The sequence below is a fragment of the Desulfosalsimonas sp. genome, from assembly GCF_046483245.1.
Classification (GTDB): Bacteria; Desulfobacterota; Desulfobacteria; order Desulfobacterales; family Desulfosalsimonadaceae; genus Desulfosalsimonas.
Map to the genome: position 1 here is coordinate 1 of NZ_JAWODO010000015.1, position 21012 is coordinate 21012.

Sequence of the window (21012 nt, forward strand, 5' to 3'; positions counted from 1 at the left end):
GGGATCGAGCTATAACAGCAACTTTTTTTGACGTTACTTAGATGTGTTGCCCTGTATCCCCTTGGTGTGAAACTTTGCACACAGTCGGGCATGATGCCGGCCCGGGGGTGGTTTGCGAGTCGCATTGTGCGCGCAAGCGGCCAGCAGGGAGGAAAGCGCCCCCGGGCCGGCATCATGGGAAAAATATACAACCCGGCACGAACAGCAACTTTTTTGAAGTTAGAAGAAGAACGGTTGGATTTTCAGACGGCTGCCGGGAATTTTTCCGTAAAGCGTTTTTCTGATTCCGCAGAGCCGATCAGAACCAGTTCATCCCCATGGCGGACAACAATGTCAGGCTCGGGGTTGATGACCAGTTCATCGTGTTTTTTCACCGCCACCACGCTGCAGCCGGTCTGTTCTCGGATCTGCAGTTTCATCAAAGGCTTGTTTTCAAGTTTTCGGGTCACCGTGACCCGAAACACGTTGAGTCCCTCTGAAAGTATGAGCATCTGCTGGGGATGAAGCAGGTTCATGATGGTGGCGGTCACCAGGGAACTGTAGGACAGCACCAGATTGGCCCCGGCCCGGTGCAGGGTGTTGATATTCCGGTCCAGGCTGACCCGGCTGATGATCTGCACACCCGGCCGGAGCCGGCGACAGTAGATGGTCAGATAAATAAGGTAAACGGCAGCATGACCAGCAGAAAAACAATGCCGCTGAGCAGCACCACCACTTAAAAAAGTCTTCCCGCATCACTGTGGAAGGTAATATCGCCGAATCCAAGGGTGGACATCGTGGTCAGAGTCCAGTAAAATCCGGTTATCCAGGAATACTGGCGGCCCTCAAAAGCATCAGCATGTGAAACAGTATGCTATTGAAAGAACAATAACAAAAACCCCAATGGAGAACAGATTCATGCAGATCAAAACCACTGAACTGCCGGGAATCGGAAAACGCTATTCCTTCAAGACCGTTAATGACGAGCAGGTGACCGTGATTTTACACCACAACGGCAGCCGGGAAATCTACCATTTTGACAAAGACGAGGAGGATGACCCGGATTTCACCCTTAGTCTCACGGATGAAGAAGCCCGTCAGCTGGGCACAATCCTCCTGGGCGTGGATTATCAGCCGGTTGCCGATGACCGGGTGGAACTGTTTTTAAAAACAGTGCGTCTGGAATGGCTTCGCGTGGAGCCCGACAGCTGCATTGCCAACCAGAAGATCATTGACAGCCAGATCCGATCCCGGACCGGAACCACGATTATCGGCATCCAGCGCGGTGAAACAATGATCGGCAGCCCGGATGTCAACGAGGTGATCCTGCCCGGAGACGTGCTCATGGTCATCGGCAACCGGGAGCAGACCAAGAATCTCGACAACCTGTGCAAATTATAGGACAAATCGTGGAAACCATCCCTTTTCTTCTGTTTGCCGGGCTGATTCTGTGTACGTTTTTCCTGGTCAGCTTCACTTCACAGAAATTCCGGCTGCCTTCGGTTTTGCTCTACATCATCCTGGGCGTGGCGGTATCGTCTTTTTTCCACGATATCAAGGCCATCCACACGGTGGCGGAAATCGGCATCGTGCTTTTGTTTTTTATCCTGGGCCTGGAATTTCCCCTTGCCCGGATGGTCAGTATTTCAAAAAAAATCTGGCCGGCCGGACTGCTGGATGTGGGGTTAAACATGGGCGGGGCCATGCTCATTGCCATGGTCTTTGGCCTGAGCTTTATTTCTGCTTTTATCATCGGGTCCATGGCCTATGCCACAAGTTCTTCCATCTCAGCCAAGATGCTGGAGGAAAAAAAGCGGCTGGCCAACCCGGAAGCCGAGTTCATCCTGGCCCTGCTGATTTTTGAAGACCTGGTGGCGCCGCTGCTGGTATCGTTTATTGCCGGCATCAATGCGGGCGAATCGCTTTCGCCTGCGTTTATGGGCATACTGGTTTCAAAAATCCTGCTGCTGATCATTGGCGCCATTGTCATGGGCCATTACGGGTTTGCCCGGCTCAACCAGTTTGTCTCCAAGTATATCCAGCATGATTTTATGCCGCTTCTGGCCGTGGGCGTGGCCCTTGCGTATGCCGGCCTGGCCATATCCCTTGGACTTTCGGAAATTCTCGGGGCATTTCTGGCCGGGGTAATGCTTTCGGAAACCGGACGCTCCCCGGAACTCGAACACCTGACGCTGCCGGTGCGGGATCTGACACTGCCGTTTTTCTTTTTCTGGTTTGGAACAACCATTTATCTGGGCGAAGGGATTTCGTATGTGCCCATGATGGTGGCAATGGCGGCCTGGGCCATTGTCGGCAAGATCCTTACGGCATTTGCCGGAAGCCGCATGTTCGGACTCTCGCCCAAAGCTTCTGTGCGGGCCGGATTTTCCATGGTGCAAAGAGGGGAGTTTTCAGCCATCATCGCCAGCATGGCTCCGGCCCAGCTGCGGGTTTTCAGTGGAATCTACATTGTAATCACTGCGTTTATCGGCGTTTATCTCTTTGGCCGGGCCCCGGCCATCGCCAGGTGGTATGACAGGCGCCGGAAGGAAAAACAGGCTTCTTTGTCTGCTCCCAAAGATGAAGCAACAGAATGATTAACAGGATCTGCCATTTAGTGGCTGAACGAAAACCCTGTTCAGCCAAAAGCCGAATATCGAAATCCGAAACAAATACGAATATCGAATGTTCAAATGATAAAAACCAACAGCTTAAAACAGGATGTTTCTGTCATTGATGCATTTAGGGTTTTGGTCATTGTTTCGGATTTCGAGCTTCGGATTTCGGATTTCCTGAACGAAAATCTGGTTTTCGTTCAGGCACAAGTCAAGACGAAAATCTCCATGCATAGGTTATCTCGCTGGAGATAACCGGCCTGATGCGCCCGAATTTGACCTTTGCCGCAGGCAAAGCTATATTTATGAATTTAAAAGCCATTTCATGATTTTCATTTCAACCCATTTCCGGCAAGATACACACGGCCCGGACAAAACACAGGAGAGCTGTCATGGAAAAAAGACAGATCAAGGAAAAAATTTACTGGCTGGGCGCAATTGACTGGGACCGGCGGCTGTTTGACTCCCTGATCCCCCTGCCCGATGGCACGAGCTACAATGCCTATCTCATCAAGGGCAGCGAGAAGACCGCGCTTTTGGACACAGTGGATCCGCCCATGGAAGATACACTCATGGATCAGCTCCGGGGGGTTGAAAAAATTGACTACATTATCTCCCATCATGCCGAGCAGGACCATTCCGGCACCATCAGCCGGGTGCTGGAAAAATTTCCCGGGGCAAAGGTGGTGGTCACTCCCAAGGCCAAAGGCATGCTCATGGACCTGCTCCGGCTTGACGAAGACGTTTTTTCCCCTGCGGAAGACGGCGATGTTTTGTCTCTGGGGGATAAAACCGTAAAATTCATCCACACTCCCTGGGTGCACTGGCCCGAAACCATGGTCACCTACCTGGAGGAAGACCGCATATTGTTCAGCTGTGATTTTTTCGGCTCCCACATTGCCACATCCGATCTATTCGTCACCGACCCGGGACGGGTATACGAGGCTGCCAAGCGCTATTTTGCCGAAATCATGATGCCGTTTGGCAAAGTCATCGCCAAAAACCTCGAAAAACTCAAGCCCTATGACATTGACATGATCGCCCCCAGCCACGGCCAGATCTACGACCAGCCCGGCTGGATCATGGATGCCTATGACCAGTGGGTCAACGGCGCGCCCAAAAACCTGGTGGTGCTGCCCTTTGTATCCATGCACGGCAGCACCCGGCAAATGGTGGATCACTTGGCCTCGGCCCTCACAGACCAGGGTGTGCGCGTGGAGCTGTTTAACCTGCCAGTGACCGATATCGGCAAGCTGGCCATGTCCCTGGTGGATGCGGCCACCATTGTGGTGGGCACGCCCACGGTCCTGGCCGGCCCGCACCCCATGGCCGCATACGCCGCATTTCTGGCCAATGCCCTGCGGCCAAAGGCCAAATTTCTTTCCATTATCGGCTCCTACGGCTGGGGCGGCAAAACCGTGGAAACCCTTGCGTCCATGACCGGCAACCTCAAAGTGGAGATCATTGATCCGGTTTTGTGCAAGGGCCTTGCCTCGGAAAGCGATTTCAAAGCACTCGATGATATGGCCGCAGCCATTGCCAAAAAGCACAAAGACCTGGATCTGACCTGAATCCACACCGGCGGGCGAAAAAAGACAAAGGAGCGCATCATGGCAGAAAAAGATTTGTTTTCCGGATTCCGGATCAAAAACGTGCATTTGAAAAACCGTATCGGTGTGGCGCCCATGACGCGTACATCTTCTCCCAAAGACAGTGTGCCGCGCCAGGATGTGCTCCACTTTCTGGTGCGCCGGGCGCAAAACGACGTGGGCCTTGTTTTCACCGAAGCCGTGCTCACAGACTACGAAAGCGCCCAGGGCTATCCCCGGCAGTCCCGGATGGTCACACAGCGCCAGATCGAAGCCTGGAAGCCGGTGGTCCGGGCCATCCAGGAATCCGGCAGCACAGCGATCATGCAGATGTTTCACTGCGGCCGGGTGGCCTGGCCGGAAATCAATCCCGCCGGCCGGGTCATCGCCCCGAGTCCGATAGCCCCCGAACAGGAAAACCCCCTGACCGGACAGCCTTTTCCGGTGCCCGATGAAATGAGCCAATTTGACATTGATCATGTGATCCGCGGATTTGCCGAAACAGCAAGGGGTGCGATGGAGGCCGGTTTTGACGGTGTTGAGGTCCACGGGGCCCACGGTTATCTGATCAATTCGTTTTTATCCGCCTATTCCAACAAGCGCACAGACGCCTACGGCGGCTCAGTTGAAAACCGATTCCGGCTGGCCCGGCAGATTATCCGTGCAGTGCGCGAGGCCATGCCCGAAGACCGGCTTTTGACATTCCGGATATCCAACTGGGGTGTTGTGGACATGAAGGTGTCATTGTTTGAAAAGGACCAGTGGCTGGAAACCATCGGTTTCCTGGACAAAGAGCCTGTGGATGCCATTTCAGTCTCCACACTGAATTTCAGCGACCCGGCGTTTGACACGGATCAAAACATGGCACAGCTCACACGGCAGAAAACCGGCAAGCCACTTATGATCTGCGGCGGGATCTATGACCGCAAAACAGCCGACCAGGCCCTGCAGGACGCAGACATTATTTTATCCGGCAAATCCCTGCTGCTCAATGCCAACTGGGTCGATGACATTGCCAACAACAGGCCGCTTGAACCCCGCACCCCGCAGGAATCCAATGTGGCCTACACCGACGAGCCGCTGCCGTAAACAAGGGCATAAAAAGGTTTGTCTGAAGTGGACCGGATATGAAAAAACCGCCCTGCAGTTTGCCGAAGTCAGGGAGGTGGCGCTCCGTCCGGAATTTCTTTTTCAGCCGTGACATCCTCCGGCTGCTGCCGGCTGCCAAAATCGGCTTATTCCAAAACTTCCACCCGGTTTCGGCCGCGCTGCTTGGCCAGGTACATGGCCCTGTCCACCCTGCGCAAAAGTTGGGTGATGCCTTCTCCCGGATGATATTCGGCCACGCCGAAACTGCAGGTCACCCGTCCGGCCGCGGAAAACTGTTGCCCGGCAACCGAATTGCGCAGATGCTGGGCCAAAATCACGGCCCCTTTAATTGATGTGTCCGGGCAGAGGACCAAAAATTCCTCCCCGCCCCACCGGCCGATGCTGTCGGCCTGTCGGATATTGGCATGCAACAGACCGGTGATCTGCTTTAATACATGGTCTCCGGTCTGATGTCCGTACGAATCATTGATTTGCTTGAAGTGATCCACGTCCAGCATAATAACGGAAAACGGCTGGCGTGTTCTCCGGATACGCCGGATTTCGCCCAGCAGGAGATCTTCGGTTTTGAGCCTGTTGAAAATGCCGGTCAGGGCATCTGTGACCGAAAGCCTTTCCAGTTCCCGGCTTTTAACGGCCAGCGCCTGATGGGCAATGCCCAGATCCCGGTTTAAGCGGGCCAGTTTTCTGTTCCAGAAAGCAAACAGACTCATGAGCACAGCCACAACCCCCAGAATCTGAAACAGCAGCAGCGTGTCAAATCCCTTGTCATAGCGGATCGAAAGCCATTTGCGGGTAATCCGGCTCACCTCCCGTCCGGAGACCGACTCCAGGGCCTTGTCCATGATGGATGCAAGGACCTGGTTGTCTCCGGCAATGCCCAGGCCCAGTTGTTCCTTGTACGGGGTCTGCCCGGCGATTTTTAAATCATAAAGCCCGAGTTCGTGCAGGATATAGCTGACCCGGTGCAGGCTTCCCAGGGCAATTTCGGCCTCATCTTTGGCCACTGCCCGTAAAACCCCTTTCAGGTCCGGATAAAAACGAAGCCGGATGCCGGGATACTGATCCCGCAAATAGTCCGCCACCGGGTTGTCCTGCACAATTCCGACTTTTCGGCCTTCCAGGGCGTGGAGATCCGGAATATAAGGCTGTCCGTCTCTTGCCACCATCACGTTGACAGATTCGATATACGGTTTGGACACGACAAAGGAACCCTTTTCCCGGCGGCTTTTCGACACTGCGGAAAGCAGGTCACAGCGGTCGCTTTCCAGGGCCTCAATGCTCTGCTCCCAGCTTTTTGTGGGTACAAAGCGGATGGGCACGCCGATTCTTTCCTCCAGCAGGGCCATGATATCAGCTGAAATTCCCCTGTGAACCCCGTTTTTATCGATTTCTTCAAAGGGAAGCCAGGAGGGCCGGCCGCAGATGCGGATTTCCCCCTTTTCTTCCAGCCACTGGCGCTCCTGCTGGGAAAGCATGACCCTGAGCCCGCCCCACTCGGTCTGCTCCCGGTCCAGCCACCGGCGGTAGAGCCGGGTCAGCTCATCCTGGGTCACCCTATCCATGGCCTTTTGCAGTATACCGCCAAGTATGGCGCGGTCCTTGCTTACCCCGATGGACACCGGCGTGTTTTCAAACCATCGGCTGTCCATGACCGGAACGCTTTTGAGATCCGTTAGAAAATGCTGCCGGATCAGATGATCAAAAACCGGCTTCTCTGCCAGGGCCGCATCCACCTCTCCGGAGGAAACCGCCTTGAGGCAGGCCAGAGAGTCCTTTTGGGCAACAATCTCAAGGTCGGGATAATGCTTGTTGAGCAACTCCTGGTAATAAAACCCTTCCGGCACAGCCACCTTCCGGCCGGCCAGATCCCTTAAGCGCGTGAACCTCTCCTTTCCCTGGCGCACCACGATACCGGAAAAAATGGTCAAATAAGAATCGGTAAACTCAATGTATTTTTTCCGGTCAGGAGTTGGCACCACATCGCAGAGGCAGTCAATGTCACCGCTTTGAAGCATTTCCATGATATCGTTCCAGCCCTGGCGGGTGACATACTCAACTTCAACGCCGAGCTTGCCTGCCAAAAGCTCCATGTAATCAATGCAAAACCCCCTGGGCCGGCCCCTGTCGTTAAAATTAAACGGCGGCCAGTTCTGGAGGTTGTCCACCCGGAGCACGGGATTTTTGCGCAAAAAAACCTTTTCCGCCACAGTCAGGTCCGGAACCCGGGTCTGTTCCACGGAAATCCATTTTTCCGCAAGTTCCACTTTTTCCCGGTCTGTTACCGTTTCCATGGCTTTTTCGAGAATTCCTGCAAGCAAATCCATCTCCGGGCGAACGGCCATGTGGAGCCCCTGGGGACCCAGTTCAGGGCCCCTGGTCTCGCCGCATATCTGCAGACTGCCCAGAAAACGCGTGGCCATTAGATAGGCCACGGACCCAAGGTACCCGATGTAGGCGTCAGCCTCGCCGTATACAACCGCCTCAAGCCCCTCCTGGGCATTTTGAACCTGAAATACGTCAATTTCCGGATAAGCGGAGAGCAGCACCTCTTCCTGCTTATAACCCCGGGCGGCTGCAACGGTTTTGCCGCTGAGATTCTCTACTGTCTGAAATTTACCTGCGTTTTCCTTTGCCGCAACAATCACATAGGGCAGTTCCAGGTAGGATCCGGTAAAGCGCATAAACCGCTTCCGGCTCTCGGATATCCACAGGCACGGCAGAAGATCGATTTTGCCCTGCTTCAACAGGCCCAGCAACTCAAACCAGCTATAGCCGTTGACATATTGAAAGGATAGGCCCAGCCGCCGGCCCAGAAGCTCCAGGTGTTCAATGGCATAACCCTTGGGGCGGCCGTGCTCGCTGAAGTCAAAAGGCGGCCAGTCATCCTCGTTTCCCACCCGGATCACCGGATGGTTTTCAAGAAAGGCCCTTTCTTCAGCGCTGAGTTCAATTTTCGGGGAAACAGAGACAGCCGAAGGCAGCAGACCCGTCCGGCCGGCCGGGCCATCTTCGGCAAAAGATCCCTGTGCCGCGAAAAATACAGCCGGAAGGCAAATCAACAAAAAGATAAAAACAGGCGGTTTGTAGAAACCTTTCATCTTGTTTCCAGTCAGGGGTACGGGGCACCTGATCCCGGCGATCCGCAAACGCCCCGGCTTTATCAATAAAACCAATGCCCGGTTGGACTCTAAAAATTTATAACAAAATTAAAATGATATGTAAAGCTGAGGATCACCGGCGCAGACCTTCGGCAGCCCGCCCCTATCGCCGGCTCGCAATATAGATACTCAACAACACAATGCCCGCGCCGATAAATCCCGTAAGCGTTAGCTGTTCCGCAAAAAACAAAAAACCGATCCCAATGCCGCATACCGGTTCAAACAAAGCGGTCACCGAGGCGGCCTGGGCGGAAATGTAATTTTGCCCCTTAAAAAAAAGCGTATACGGAAGGGCCAGGGAAACGGTTCCCAGCATGATCAGAAACGGCAGGTTGTGCCAGAAGTGTTCCCCCGGGACCTGAACACCAAAAGGAAAAAGTATCAGCACCACGATCACGCTGCCCCACAGGGTACGAACCCGGGAGGGCAAACGACCGGCCAGAAAACGGCCGAACAAAAACACCCCTGACAGAAACAACCCGGAAAAAAGCCCGCTAACAATGCCCAGCAGTTCACCTGAATCGCTGTGAAACAGCGCTGCGGGATCTACAATCAAGGCTGTTCCCAAAAATCCCGCGGCCACGGCAAGCCAGGTCAGGGGTGTGTTTTTTTCCTTTAAAATAAGGGGGCTGAAAATGGCCACATAGATCGGTGCCGTGTAATGAAGCAAAACCGCCTTGGCCACGGATGTGTTTAAGATGGCCAGGTAATAAGTGATGGCCGTTCCGCACATGGAAAGGCCCACTGCCAGAAGAACCCAGCGGTGTTTGGCATCAAGCTGCTGCAAAGACACATCCCGCCGGCCCTCCGGGGTGCGGGCAATCCATAAAAAAAGCGGGACAACACCGATGACCGCCCTGTAAAACACGATGCTCAGGGGCGAATAGGCATCTATGGCGCGCACCCAGATGGGCACGAGGGAAAAACAAAACGCCCCTGCCAGGGTCATTAAAAGGCCTTTGAAGCGGGGCGGAACTCTGCCGATCCGGCCATTTTCATATTTCTTTGTGGTTTTGGCACCCATACACGGAGGATATATAACATATCCCGTAAATTTATGCCATTTCCCTGTCCGGGAACGAGGCAAAAAATGCATTTACATGGAACAGAAAGTTTGGTATTTATTTTTGAATAAGAAATAAAATATTTCGACCTGACTTTTAAAAAGTCATTTCCAGCAACAAAAAAGCGTCCGGCAGTTGCCCTAAACAGTGCATCCCCATCCAATTAAACAGACAAACCGATAATGGCTGAAACCAATATGGACAGCGGAGCAGAAATTTTCCAGCAGAGAACAGAATTCACGGAAGGATTGGCTATTGTCTCAAAAGACCACAAAATCCTTTATTGCAACCGCAGGTTTGCCGCCCTGGCCGATAGCGCATCCAAACAAACAATCGGCACACCAATAACCGATATTGTTGAAAAAAATGAACAGGAACGCCTGATGGCGCTGCTTGGCCAGGCCCATCGTCACGAGCAGGTTTCAGGCGAGTTTTACTTTAAGCCCGGAAACGGCGATAAAATTTTGTGCCGTGCGTCTATGCACAGTCTCAACGTCAACGATCTGAAAGCCGTTTGCATGGTGGTCAAACACCACGCTGCACGTGGAAATGGAGATCGGCCGGAACCGGTCCATACCGCAGCAGAAAAAGCAATTGAAAGGCCAACCGATTCCCGGATAGAAGTCATGCTTGTTGATGACCATGAAGTAATGCGCCAGGGGCTTTCCATGCTTTTGTCCAACTACGATGACATCAGCGTCACGGGCGAGGCTGGAGATGGAAAAGAAGCGGTGGAAATGGCCAGGGAGCTCAACCCGGATGTGATCCTCATGGATATCAGCATGCCGGAGATGAGTGGAATCGAAGCCACACGCATCATCAAAGCCGAAATGCCGCATATCCGGATCATCGGGCTGTCCATGTTTGACGCCTCGGATCAGGCTGAAGAAATCAGGCAGGCCGGGGCCGGCCAGTACCTGAAAAAAAACGGTGACAAGCACGAGCTGCTGAGCACCATCCGAAACGATTCAATGAACGCTTGCTGACACAAAGGCGACAAAGGCCTCGGTAAGGTCGGGATCAAACTGTTTTCCCGCATGCCGCTGCAGCTCTTCCACTGCTTCCTGCCGGGTAAAGATCCGATCATAGGGCCGGTGGTGGGTAATGGTGTCAAATGTGTCAACAATTGAAAACACTCTTGAAAGATAGGGAATCTCCTTTCCCTTCAGCCCCCTGGGATAGCCGCTGCCGTCCCACCATTCCCGCTGGCTTAAAATGGCTTCAGCGATCCTGGCTGTATCACCAAAGGTGTTTGTAATCCGATAGCCCGCTTCAGCATGGCGTTTGACCTGCTCCCATTCACTGGGAGTAAGGTGCCCGCATTTACACAAAAGATCGTCTGGCACCACTGCTTTGCCAATGTCATGAAGCCGGATAAACAAAGCCAGATCCTCCATCTGACTGTCTGAAAAACCCAGCTTTTCTGCAAACATTTGGGCCAGCTCAGAGGTGCGCTCCACATGACGGTCCAGGTCCGGCCATTTAACCCGCAGCCTGCGCAGCAGGGAGGACAGGACAAGCTCCTGATTTTTCCGGCTTTCGGCCAACTTGTTTTCATACATCTGCTCTTCGGCCTGCCGGATGACCATGTAGATATTATCGGCTGCCCGGCTTTTTTCCGCAAAACCCAGTGCGATGCTCGGCGCAACCGCTGTTCCATTGCTTAACTCGGCTTGCCTTTTGATCCGGGAGCAAATACTGCCGGCAATGGCCGCGGAGGTGGCCGGCAGAATGACGGCAAATTCATCACCCCCCCACCGGGCAATCACGTCCTCGTTTCTGCAGGTTTTTCTCAATATTTCCGAAATGTTCTGCAAAAGCCGGTCGCCTTCCTCGTGGCCAAATGTGTCATTAACCAGCTTGAGATTGTTTAAATCCCCGATGATAAAACTCACCGGAAGGCTCCGGCCGGTATCCAGCCGCTTGATTTCTTCTTCAAAATAGGCGCGGTTATACAGGCCGGTGATGCTGTCGTGAAAACTCACATACCGGATATGCTCTTCTGCCTTTTTGCGCTCTGTAATGTCTCTGGCAACCATCATCACACTGCGCACCCGCCCGTGAAGATCAAACTCGGGAATCAGCCGTCCCCAGAAATACCGCTGCTCATACAATCCCCGGAAGCCAAACTCCGTATTGATTTCCCTTCCGGAGCTGATGGCTTTGCCCGCCTCTTTTTCCAAAAGGGCGCAATACGCCTCGGGCATTTCCAGCTCCCTGCACGTCCGGCCAACGCATCGCTCCCCGGCAATCCCTGTCATGCGCTCATAAGCGGCATTGACAAATTGATAGCGAATCTGCGGGTCCACCCGCACGATGATATCCGGGGAATTTTCCACCAGGGTGCGAAACTCAAACTCCCTGCGCCGAAGGGCTGCCTCCATTTCCTTGCTTTTTGTAATATCCCGGAAACTGGTCACAGCATGGGTGATTTCCCCCCTGTCATCCAAAACAGGAGCGGCGATCATTGAAACCACGGAGTGCGAGCCATCGGGCCGGGCCATCATCCATTCCTCGTTCATGACCACCTCCCCTTTTTTCAGCGCCCGCCAGGGAGGGGTTTGCTCAAGGGAAACAGGCATTTTGCTGCCGTTTTCCAATGCCGCATAATGCTGCATGCGTTTTTCAAGGCTCGTGGCGTGGAGTTCCTTCCTGGATATTCCGATAAAATTTTCATAATAATTGCTCACAAGCCGCAACCGGCCGTCCGGGGCTTCAATCACGGCAATGCCTTCGGGTATGCTCATGAGTATGGCCTCAAGAATCCGGCGCCGCTCCTCGGCCTTTTCCCTGGCCGCTGTTGCCGCATCCCGGGATTTGCGCAGCTTGTTTTCTGCCTGCTGTAAGGGCTCGATGTTGCGCCATGCGGCAACGCCCCGGATGATCTCTCCATTTGCATCCCGCACCGGCGCGGCATTGATCAAAACCGTGACGGTCTGCCCCTTGTTGTTGGTCAGCCGGTAATATTCACTGACAACAACCTCGCCTTTTTGAATACAGCGCCAGATGGGCATCTGTTCTAAGGCCAGGGGTTCTCCGTTCATACGGGCAACATTGAGAAACCGGCCATATTGCTGAAGAGAGATATTTTTAAACGCCTCCTGGTCCTTTCCGGCAAATTCGGCCAGATGCCGGCTGACCATCAAAACGCGCCGGCTTCGGGCATCCACCAGCAAAAAACCCTCAGGCACGTTATTGATGACCGCCTCAATGATGCGCCGTTCGGATTCAGCCTCCAGGGCACGCTGCTGAGCCGTATGAAGAGAGGCGAGCATCATCTCCTCGGTCTCTTTCCGCCCGGTGATATCGCGCATCACCCCGATACGATAAAGCGGGCCGCCATTTTCATCCCGGATGACCCGGAAATAATCGGCCAGCCATCTGTAGTCGCCGTCTTTGGCCTTAAACGCATATTCCAGAAGCCCGGAGGAAGACTCAGAACTCTGAATCAATTCAAGTTTGCGCTCCACCTCCTGAATGTGGTCCGGGTGAATCCGGGCCAGAAAATCACTGATGCCCATGGCTCTGAATTCTTCGGGCAAATAGCCGGTGATCTGTTCAATAACAGGGCTCACGTAATCATAGGCGTCGGATTGAATATCCCGGCGATAGGCGGCGTCCAGAGAATTTTCAAGAACGCTGCGGAATCGGCTTTCGCTTTCGCCAAGCTGTTTTTGGTTTTGTTTGAGGGCGTTCTGGGTTTGCTTGATTTCGGTGATGTCGTGGGCAAAAATCATATAGGAAATCAGATTTCCGGATCTGTCGCATTCCGGAACAATACTGGTGGCATACCATTGCTTTGCAAATTTCACCTCCAGCTTCTGCGTCTGCCCTTTTTGCGCGGCAGCATCCATGGCTGCCTGAACAGATCGAAACCATTTTTTCGAAAACTTTACCTGCCCGGCCCTCCGGCCCAGCAGCTGATCCACCGGAATCCCGGTCACCTGCGCATATTTTTCATTCACAAACGTATACCGCCGCTGCGCGTCAAGACGCGCCATCAGATCCGGATACCCTGCCACAAGTGCGCAAGCTTGATGACTCACTATTGTTTTCCCCGTTTTTGCCGGCAATATATTTTTACTTGAACACTTAATATATTCCGTAAATGCAAGATTCGCAAACCGAAAACCCACCTGCCGGCAAGGACAAAGGATAAATTGAAGGCAAACAAAACAGGGGCATCCGGATGCTTCCGGGTGCCCCTGCACGGTTTAAACCTTCTCTGTTACCTATTTTACGACGAAGTATCGGTGAGTTCATCCAAACGCTTGCGGATCATCTCCAGTTCGGATTGCAAAGCATCCGCTTGCTGCTTCAGGCCCTGTTTTTCGGCTTCCGGATCTCCTGCGGCATAGGGCGCACCCTGCACGCGGGCCGGAAGACCCGTGGCGAAAAACCGGTTGCGCCACCCAAAACCGCCGCCGAAAAAACGCCGGCCAAAGCCGCGTCCCCGGCCGAATCCAGAACCCGGACCCCGGCCGGGACCGGCATTGGCAAATCCAGGGGCAGCAAAACCTCCGCAATATCCGGCACCGCGTCCGGTCATTGACCCCATTCCCATGGGACCTGTTCGATCTCCTGCTGGCATAATCAAACACCTCCTTTCATTTTTTCAGATGCCGGCCAGCCCGCTTGAGACTGACCGGGTTGTGTATTTATCAATTGTATATAAGCATCGACCGTGCCAAACTTTTCTTCTGATTTTATAAAAATACAACATATTGTTTTTAATGGTTTTATTGCAAATGAAGGAAAAAAGGAAGTTTTCTGTGTATTGCGCATCTGCAATTCTTTTTTTCGCGGCAATTGCAGAATTGATACCATTTGGGAAAAAAGGACATAAGCGGCTAAAAGCAGCTATTTTTTCAGCTCTGCGATCATCTCCTCGACCTCGCCGTAGCCTTCCTTGTAAAATTTTTCCTCATCCGGGTCCAGCTCCCGCAAAAGCCGCAGAAATTCACCGGCATGCTCTTTTTCCTCATCTGCGATGTCAAGCAGCACTTTTTTGGCCAGTTCGTTGTCCGTGCTTTCCGCTGTCTGCTGGTAGAGCTGAATGGCTTCGTATTCGGCCGCAATCATAAAGCGGATGGAGCGGATCAGCTCCTGGGCGGTGAGTTTTCGATCATTTTTCAACAGCGTGAAGGGATTGCTAAATTCCGGCATTGCGTGCCTCCTTTTTGACTGCAGGTTAAAATTGCATTTCATTTTTCGTAAAAAATAAATCCGTTCTGCCTTTTTACAAGACGTGCTCTATTTTTACGGCAAGCTCCCGGATGGAAAAGGGCTTTTCAATAAAATGCAGGCCCTTGTCGAGGACGCCGTGATTGGCGATCACATCGGCTGTGTATCCGGACATGTAAAGCACCTTTATCTCCGGGCACATGGACTCAACAGCTTCTGCCAGACGGCGTCCGTTCATTTCCGGCATGACCACGTCGGTAATCAGCAGATGGATCGGACCGCCGTGGTCCCGTGCCTGCGCCAGTGCGCCGGCAGGAGAGTCTGCGACCAGCACTTCATAACCCAGTCGCTGCAGCATGATTTGACCCATTTTCATGATCCCGGGCTCGTCTTCAACCAGCAGAACGGTTTGGCCGCTGCCCCGGGGAACTTCCCCGGACCCGTCCATCACAAGGGTTTTGGCCTCATCAGCATGCCGGGGCAAATAAATCCTGAAAGTGGTGCCTTCTTGCAGTTCACTGTAAACATTGATAAACCCGTTGTTTTGCTTAACGATTCCGTACACTGTGGCCAGTCCCAGTCCGGTGCCCTTGCTGACTTCCTTGGTGGTGAAAAAGGGCTCAAAAATATTTTCCAGCATCTGCCTGTCCATACCGGTGCCGTCGTCGCTTACAGCCAGCAGCACGTATTCGCCCGGCAAAAAACCCGCGTGATCCCGGCAGTAATGCTCATCAATGCTTATGTTATGGGTCTCAATGGTGATATGGCCCACCCCGGCGATGGCATCCCTGGCATTGACACACAGGTTGGCCAGAATCTGATCGATCTGAGTGGGATCCATTTTCACCGGCCACAGGCCGGGGCCGGGCACCCATGAAAGATCAATGTCTTCACCAATGAGCCGGTGCAGCATCTTTAACATGCCTTCCACGGTTTCGTTTAAATCCAGTGAAGCCGGGTTGATGGTCTGCTTTCTGGCAAAGGCAAGCAGCTGACGGGTGATATCATTGGAGCGTTTTGCGGCATTTAAGATCTCGGTGAGATCCGCATGCAGGGGATCTGCTGTATCGACCTTGTCCAGGGCCAGTTCGGCGTATCCGATGATCACGCTTAACATGTTGTTGTAATCATGGGCCACCCCGCCGGCCAGGCGGCCCACGGACTCCATTTTCTGGGCCTGCTGGAGTTGTTCTTCAAGGGATTGCCGCTGCTGCTCGGAAATCCGGCGCTGCTGATCCATCTCCAGCACCGCCAGGGCATAGGCCAGATCATCGGCCATTTCCGCAAAAAGCCCTTGCTCCTCACTGTCCTGCCCGAACCCGTGAGACAGGGCCACGGCAAGGTAACCAAACACCCGGTCTGCGTGCACCAGTTGGACGCACATCACGTCGCGTTCAACGCATTGATCGACAATGGGGCACTGGACGCAGATCTTGTCCTGTTCCTCGATCATCACGACCCGGCCGGCAGCCCCGGCTTGGCGGCAGCATTCCGGCAACTCCCCCTGGGATAACTTTTCCTGAAGGGGATAAAAATCCTCTCCCTTTCCGGCCTCGGCCCAGGAGACCGGCCTACCCCTCTCTTCGGTTAAGACGATAACCACGCTTGAATAACCGCGGTTGTCCACCAAAAGTCGGCATGCCTCCCGGATCAGGGCTTCGGGGTCGCGCTCGCGGACAATGAGCTGGTTGACATCCCGAATCGCATGCAAAACATTATTTAAATGCTCGATGCGCTCCTGGGCCCGCTTGAAACCGGTGATATCCAGGCAATGGCCGATATAGCCGATAAACTGCCCGTTGAAATCATATCTGGGACTGCCGTCATCCTGAATCCAGCGGTATTGTCCGTCATACCGCCGAAGGCGGTAAATCATGGAAAACCGCTCATGCCGGTCAAAGGCCCTGCGAAATATCTCAATGCACCGGTCCCGGTCCTCCGGGTGCACACCCTGGACCCAGCCCTCGCCCTTTTCCTGGGACAGGCTCCGTCCGGTAAATTCCTGCCAGGCCCGATTGAAGTAATCGCACTTTTTGTCCGTATCCGCGGTCCAGATCAGGGCGGATCCGGAATCCGCCAGGTTGCGGAAATGCTGCTCACTTTCCTGGATTTCTGCGGTCCGGCGCGCCACCTGCCGGCGAAGCGACCAGCTCCAGGCCACAGAGGCCAGCAGCACAAACACAAGCGGGCCAAGCACCATTGCCGAATATTGGAGAATCTGAACCAGGCCCGGTTCTTCACCCGGATAAACCCCCATCCATTTCTCATAAATGCGCCGGTATTCCCCGCTTTCCTCAACCGCCTCAAGCCCCTCGCCCAGCTCGGCCAAAAGGGCTTGATGGCCGTTTTGCACAGCCATGCAATATTCGGGAGACAAAAACGCATGCCGGCCCACTTCCAGGTTGTCCCAGCCATATTTCTCCATCCAGTAAAGGGCGGTTCTTCTGGCCACCAGGGTGCAGTCATGCCTGCCCTGGGCCAATTGGCGAAGGGCGTCTTCCTGGGCATCCACCACGGAGACCCGGTCCTTTAAACCGTTTTCCAAAACAAAATCGTGCATGATATCGCCGCCCTGGACAACAATGCGCATGCCTTCCAGTTCGTCGACCGAGACCGGTGCAGGCCCCTGGTTTTTGCGCACCACGGCCACATAATGATTCACTTTATGGGGAGGCGTGAAATCAAAAACCCGGTCTCTTTCCGGGGAATAAAACATTCCCTGGATCACATCGATTTCATCGGCTTTCAGGGCCCGCCGGATATCCTCCCACGGACCGAGTTGGATATGGATATCCAGGCCCACTTCCCGGGCCACGGCCCGGAGCAGATCCACGTTGAAACCCGCAGGCCGGCCGTTTTCATCGAGAAACTCGTAGGGGGGATAATTGTGATCCCCGCCCACCAGAAGCTGGCGGCCGGGAAGCTGCATGGCGGCGAACCACTTTGCGTGAAGGCGCCGGTATGTGCCGTCTGCCATGAGCAAAGCCAGGCCCTCGTTTAACAGGGCCAGGGTGTTGCGATCGCCTTCTTTGACGGCAAAACAAAAATCCTGGCGAAATTCCTCCACGGGTTTGTTGACGATTTCGAGGTTGGTGAGTCCGGTTTCCTGCAAAAGACGCAGGGCCACCAGGCGCTGGATGAAAACGGCATCGTATTGGCCCTCGGACAGTCCGTAAAGGGCCTCTTCAAAGGTGGTCGTGGTGCGGATGTCAATGCCGCGGTCTTTGCGCCGCAAAAATTCCTCAGCGTTATCGCCCTTCATCACCGCCACCTGCCGGCCCTCCAGATCAGAAAGCTTCCAGATGCCGGTGGTGCCCCGGCGCACGACTATGGCGCCATGAAGCGACATGTAGGGGAAGGTGAAATCAAAGATTTCTTCGCGCTCCGGAGTGCGGCCCACAAGAGGCAGGGCCGCAACTTCGCCGTCTTCCAGCCAGCCCCGGACCTGCTGCCAGGCGCCGGTGCGGAAAACAACGTCCCGGTCCATTGCAGACAGGGCCGCGCGCATGAGTTCAACGGAAAAACCGTCTGCCCGGCCCTGCTCGTCAACAAAGCAAAATGGCGGGTAATCAATCTCTGATGCGGAAAGAACAGGGGTTTGCGCCCGGCAGAAAACCGGGTGGATGAACAGAAAAACCGCGGACAGAATCAGCATCCATAACAGGGTCCTGCGGCAGGAGACGATCGCAACCTTTATTTGTAACCCCACAGCAGCCGGTACCTTTTTGATTATGCCCACAGCAAGCGCCCCTGTCTAAAGGAAAACCTGGTCATGATGTGTCTCCTAAACCATAACCCAGCCGCAACTCCGCTTCAACCTCAAAAAAAAGGCGGATTTATTTTTTTAAAACAAATCCGCCTTCATCTTTTTATTTATTACAATGAGTTACCAGTTTTCGCCCAGAAGTTCGAAATGGGCCTGGGGATGGGCGCAGGCCGGGCACTCCTCCACGGCCTCGGCACCTTCGTGGAGGTATCCGCAATTGCGGCAGCGCCAGGTGGTGGCGGAATCGCGCTTAAACACGCGGCCGGCTTCAATGTTGGCCGCCAGGTCCAGGTAGCGCTTTTCATGCTGTTTTTCAGCAACAGCAATGGATTCGAGAATGTCTGCGATATCATCGAAGCCTTCCTCCCGGGCGGTTTTGGCAAAGCCGGGATACATGTCGGTCCATTCATAATTCTCACCGCCTGCGGCTTCTTTCAGGTTCTCCAGGGTGGTGCCGATCACCCCTGCGGGAAAAGCCGCCGCGATTTCCACCTCACCGCCCTCCAGGAGCTTGAAAAGCCGCTTGGCATGCTCTTTTTCCTGGTTGGCGGTTTCCTCGAAAATATCTGCGATCTGAACGTATCCATCCTTTTTGGCCTGCTTGGCAAAATAGGTGTAGCGGTTGCGGGCCTGGGACTCGCCTGCAAATGCGGTCAGCAGATTTTTTTCAGTCCGGGTTCCTTTCAAACTTGCCATATGTGTTTTTCTCCTTTTTTTACTGCCAAATTGGTTAAAAACTTCATTTTTCTTATATCACATCTATCACATCAATTCATCAAAGCCGACGCTTTTTATCATACACGTATAAGATAACATTTCCATCCTGCGGATGCAAAAATTTTCACCCCAAAATCTTTGCCCGGTTTTTACACCGGGCCGTGGTCAAATTCAATGATTCTGGCAAAGCCGCGGTCAATTCCCGGAAAAACCTCGTGGTAAAGCGGGCTGTCAGGTCCCACCCGTCCGCCCATGTCATAGGTGAATTCAGCAGCGGCTGCATGCCGGAACCAGTAGCCGGTGAGCACCGCACCCCGGGCGTCATAGCAGGAATGAAAATGAAGGAATTCGTCTTTTGGCGCCGGCCGGCTCTCTATCCATTGTACCGGGGCCTCTGAAAAATACACCGGGTTGATCCGCCCGGAAGCGGGTATCTCAAAATCGGATTCCGGCAGCCGGGTCAGTACGGCCGTGCCTTCAAAAAGCCTGGCGTTTTCCGGAAGGTCTTTGGTATAAAAGCTGCGCTCGTTAAAGCAGACAAACTGCAGCCGGGTAAAATCCCCCGGCGTTTCCGGCCGAAAATAATAACCCACAAAGGGTCCGAAACCAAAAACCCGGTCCCCATGCTCCACCCGGATCTTTGCCATATACCCCCGGGGGATCTCCAGGTCCGCGGCATTGTCCCCGGCCTGTCCGCAGCCGGCTGCCAGCAGGCAGAGCCAGACAGCGGCTGTCGCAAAAGCAAGGCCTTTAACAGACCGTGTCATTTCAGTCCCTTTCCCAGAGCATGCCAATGCCCAGGATGCTGGCGGCAAAAACCGCCACAAGAACGGCCGCGGCCGCAAGCTCACTGCCGAACCAGTCTGCCAGGGTGATCTGGCCCAGGTTGGTGGGCGCATGCAGAAGCGGGATCAAAATCTCATGCACCTGGGCAAACAGGGCGGTACCGGCAAGCCCGCCGAGCAGGGCAAACACCGCGTCCATCCGCCCCTCTCCGGCCGCGGCCCAGGTGGTGCCCGGGCAATAGCCGCAAAGCCCCCAGCCGATACCAAACAGCAAACCCGCAATCCCGGTGGCCACCAGGCTCGTGGGAATGATCAGTGTCCGGCCAACGCCCGAGGCGTCAAGCCCCAGCAGGCCGATGGCTGACAGCAGCACGGCAAGGAGCATGAAACGGGGAATCCCGCCTTCGATCATCAAATGCGCCCGGGCCATCTTTTCCGGGTTTGTGGCCCCGACCCGCTGGATCACAAATCCAAAAGCAATGCCGGAAAGCAAGCCAAGCCATATCTGGGAACTCATTGGCCCTCCTTTCCTGCCCTGCCGTAAACAATCCGGGCTGTGAGCATGGCAAAGGCGAAAATCAGCACACCAAAATACAAACCGCTGACAGCCAGCTGGGTGGAGCCGGAAATAAACAACCCCAGGGTGCAGCCCCCGGTCAGCCGGGATGCAAACAGGATCACAAACCCGCCGGCAAAAGTGGCTGCATACCGCTTAATCCGGCTGCTGCCGAAGCGCTTCTCCCATATTTCAGGAATGTCGCGCACGGGTGCGGGAAAGGTGCGGGCCGCGATAAACCCGCCAATGGCCATGCCCAGCACAAACGCAAAAACCCATGCCCCCGGGCCCGCTGACATGCGGTAATGGGCCTTGCCCTCCACATAGTCCGGTGCAACAGGCGCAATGGCCCCTTTTAATACAGCCACAAATCCGGAGGACGAGGCCGGCGGGCCGAATGTGGCAAAAACAAACACAATGATGCCGGCCAGGGCAAAGGCTGCCGGAACCCATTTCCAGTACTGCGGTGACAATTGATTTTTATCCATA

General features: G+C 54.2%; 17 protein-coding genes. 5 read left to right on the forward strand and 12 right to left on the reverse strand.

Going from position 1 to position 21012, the window contains the following annotated elements; all coding sequences use genetic code 11:
• Window positions 1-242: 242 nt before the first annotated feature.
• Together R6U41_RS01880 and R6U41_RS01885 are read right to left on the reverse strand one after the other, a co-directional pair.
• A complete protein-coding gene (locus R6U41_RS01880) occupies window positions 243-620 on the reverse strand; it encodes a TrkA C-terminal domain-containing protein (protein WP_410268136.1) in 378 nt (125 codons plus the stop codon).
• Window positions 621-715: 95 nt separating this feature from the next.
• Window positions 716-775, reverse strand: coding sequence for an ion channel (locus tag R6U41_RS01885; protein ID WP_410268163.1), 60 nt, complete (start codon window positions 773-775; stop codon window positions 716-718).
• A 122-nt stretch (window positions 776-897) separates the two neighbouring features.
• Here R6U41_RS01885 and R6U41_RS01890 point away from each other — a divergent pair, with 122 nt between their 5' ends.
• The 4 genes from R6U41_RS01890 to R6U41_RS01905 all read left to right on the forward strand — a co-directional run bounded on the left by R6U41_RS01890 (window position 898) and on the right by R6U41_RS01905 (window position 5272).
• Window positions 898-1380, forward strand: coding sequence for a cation:proton antiporter regulatory subunit (locus tag R6U41_RS01890; protein ID WP_410268137.1), 483 nt, complete (start codon window positions 898-900; stop codon window positions 1378-1380).
• An 8-nt stretch (window positions 1381-1388) separates the two neighbouring features.
• Complete coding sequence (locus R6U41_RS01895; protein ID WP_410268138.1) at window positions 1389-2576, forward strand: cation:proton antiporter; 1188 nt, start codon at window positions 1389-1391, stop codon at window positions 2574-2576.
• Window positions 2577-2986: 410 nt separating this feature from the next.
• Window positions 2987-4165, forward strand: coding sequence for an FprA family A-type flavoprotein (locus R6U41_RS01900; protein WP_410268139.1), 1179 nt, complete (start codon window positions 2987-2989; stop codon window positions 4163-4165).
• 39 nt (window positions 4166-4204) lie between these two features.
• Window positions 4205-5272 (forward strand): NADH-dependent flavin oxidoreductase, encoded by a 1068-nt coding sequence (locus R6U41_RS01905; protein WP_410268140.1) that lies wholly within the window; start codon window positions 4205-4207, stop codon window positions 5270-5272.
• 146 nt (window positions 5273-5418) lie between these two features.
• Here the strand turns inward: R6U41_RS01905 and R6U41_RS01910 are convergent, their stop codons facing one another.
• Together R6U41_RS01910 and R6U41_RS01915 are read right to left on the reverse strand one after the other, a co-directional pair.
• The gene (locus R6U41_RS01910) at window positions 5419-8391 is read right to left on the reverse strand and encodes a transporter substrate-binding domain-containing protein (protein ID WP_410268141.1); all 2973 of its coding nucleotides are present in this window, start codon (window positions 8389-8391) and stop codon (window positions 5419-5421) included.
• A 163-nt stretch (window positions 8392-8554) separates the two neighbouring features.
• A complete protein-coding gene (locus tag R6U41_RS01915; protein ID WP_410268142.1) occupies window positions 8555-9400 on the reverse strand; it encodes a DMT family transporter in 846 nt (281 codons plus the stop codon).
• 297 nt (window positions 9401-9697) lie between these two features.
• On the opposite strand from R6U41_RS01915, the gene R6U41_RS01920 reads away from it, so the two are divergent.
• Window positions 9698-10501, forward strand: coding sequence for a response regulator (locus R6U41_RS01920; RefSeq protein ID WP_410268143.1), 804 nt, complete (start codon window positions 9698-9700; stop codon window positions 10499-10501).
• On the opposite strand, the gene R6U41_RS01925 is transcribed toward R6U41_RS01920, so the two are convergent.
• The 8 genes from R6U41_RS01925 to R6U41_RS01960 all read right to left on the reverse strand — a co-directional run bounded on the left by R6U41_RS01925 (window position 10484) and on the right by R6U41_RS01960 (window position 21011).
• On the reverse strand, window positions 10484-13561 hold the full coding sequence (locus R6U41_RS01925; protein WP_410268144.1) for a PAS domain S-box protein: 3078 nt from the start codon (window positions 13559-13561) through the stop codon (window positions 10484-10486). The two genes, R6U41_RS01920 and R6U41_RS01925, sit on opposite strands and share 18 nt — an antisense overlap.
• A gap of 191 nt (window positions 13562-13752) precedes the next feature.
• Entirely contained in the window at window positions 13753-14106 is a 354-nt protein-coding gene (locus R6U41_RS01930; protein ID WP_410268145.1) for a DUF5320 domain-containing protein, read from the reverse strand.
• 269 nt (window positions 14107-14375) lie between these two features.
• Window positions 14376-14681, reverse strand: coding sequence for a ferritin family protein (locus R6U41_RS01935; protein WP_410268146.1), 306 nt, complete (start codon window positions 14679-14681; stop codon window positions 14376-14378).
• 73 nt (window positions 14682-14754) lie between these two features.
• A complete protein-coding gene (locus tag R6U41_RS01940) occupies window positions 14755-18354 on the reverse strand; it encodes a transporter substrate-binding domain-containing protein (RefSeq protein ID WP_410268147.1) in 3600 nt (1199 codons plus the stop codon).
• A 231-nt stretch (window positions 18355-18585) separates the two neighbouring features.
• Window positions 18586-19161, reverse strand: coding sequence for a rubrerythrin (gene rbr, locus R6U41_RS01945; protein ID WP_410268148.1), 576 nt, complete (start codon window positions 19159-19161; stop codon window positions 18586-18588).
• A gap of 170 nt (window positions 19162-19331) precedes the next feature.
• Window positions 19332-19949, reverse strand: coding sequence for a hypothetical protein (locus tag R6U41_RS01950; protein WP_410268149.1), 618 nt, complete (start codon window positions 19947-19949; stop codon window positions 19332-19334).
• Window position 19950: 1 nt separating this feature from the next.
• A complete protein-coding gene (locus R6U41_RS01955; protein WP_410268150.1) occupies window positions 19951-20484 on the reverse strand; it encodes a YeeE/YedE thiosulfate transporter family protein in 534 nt (177 codons plus the stop codon).
• Window positions 20481-21011 (reverse strand): YeeE/YedE thiosulfate transporter family protein, encoded by a 531-nt coding sequence (locus R6U41_RS01960; RefSeq protein ID WP_410268151.1) that lies wholly within the window; start codon window positions 21009-21011, stop codon window positions 20481-20483. Before R6U41_RS01960 ends, R6U41_RS01955 begins: the two co-directional genes overlap by 4 nt.
• Between the last annotated feature and the right edge of the window lies 1 nt (window position 21012).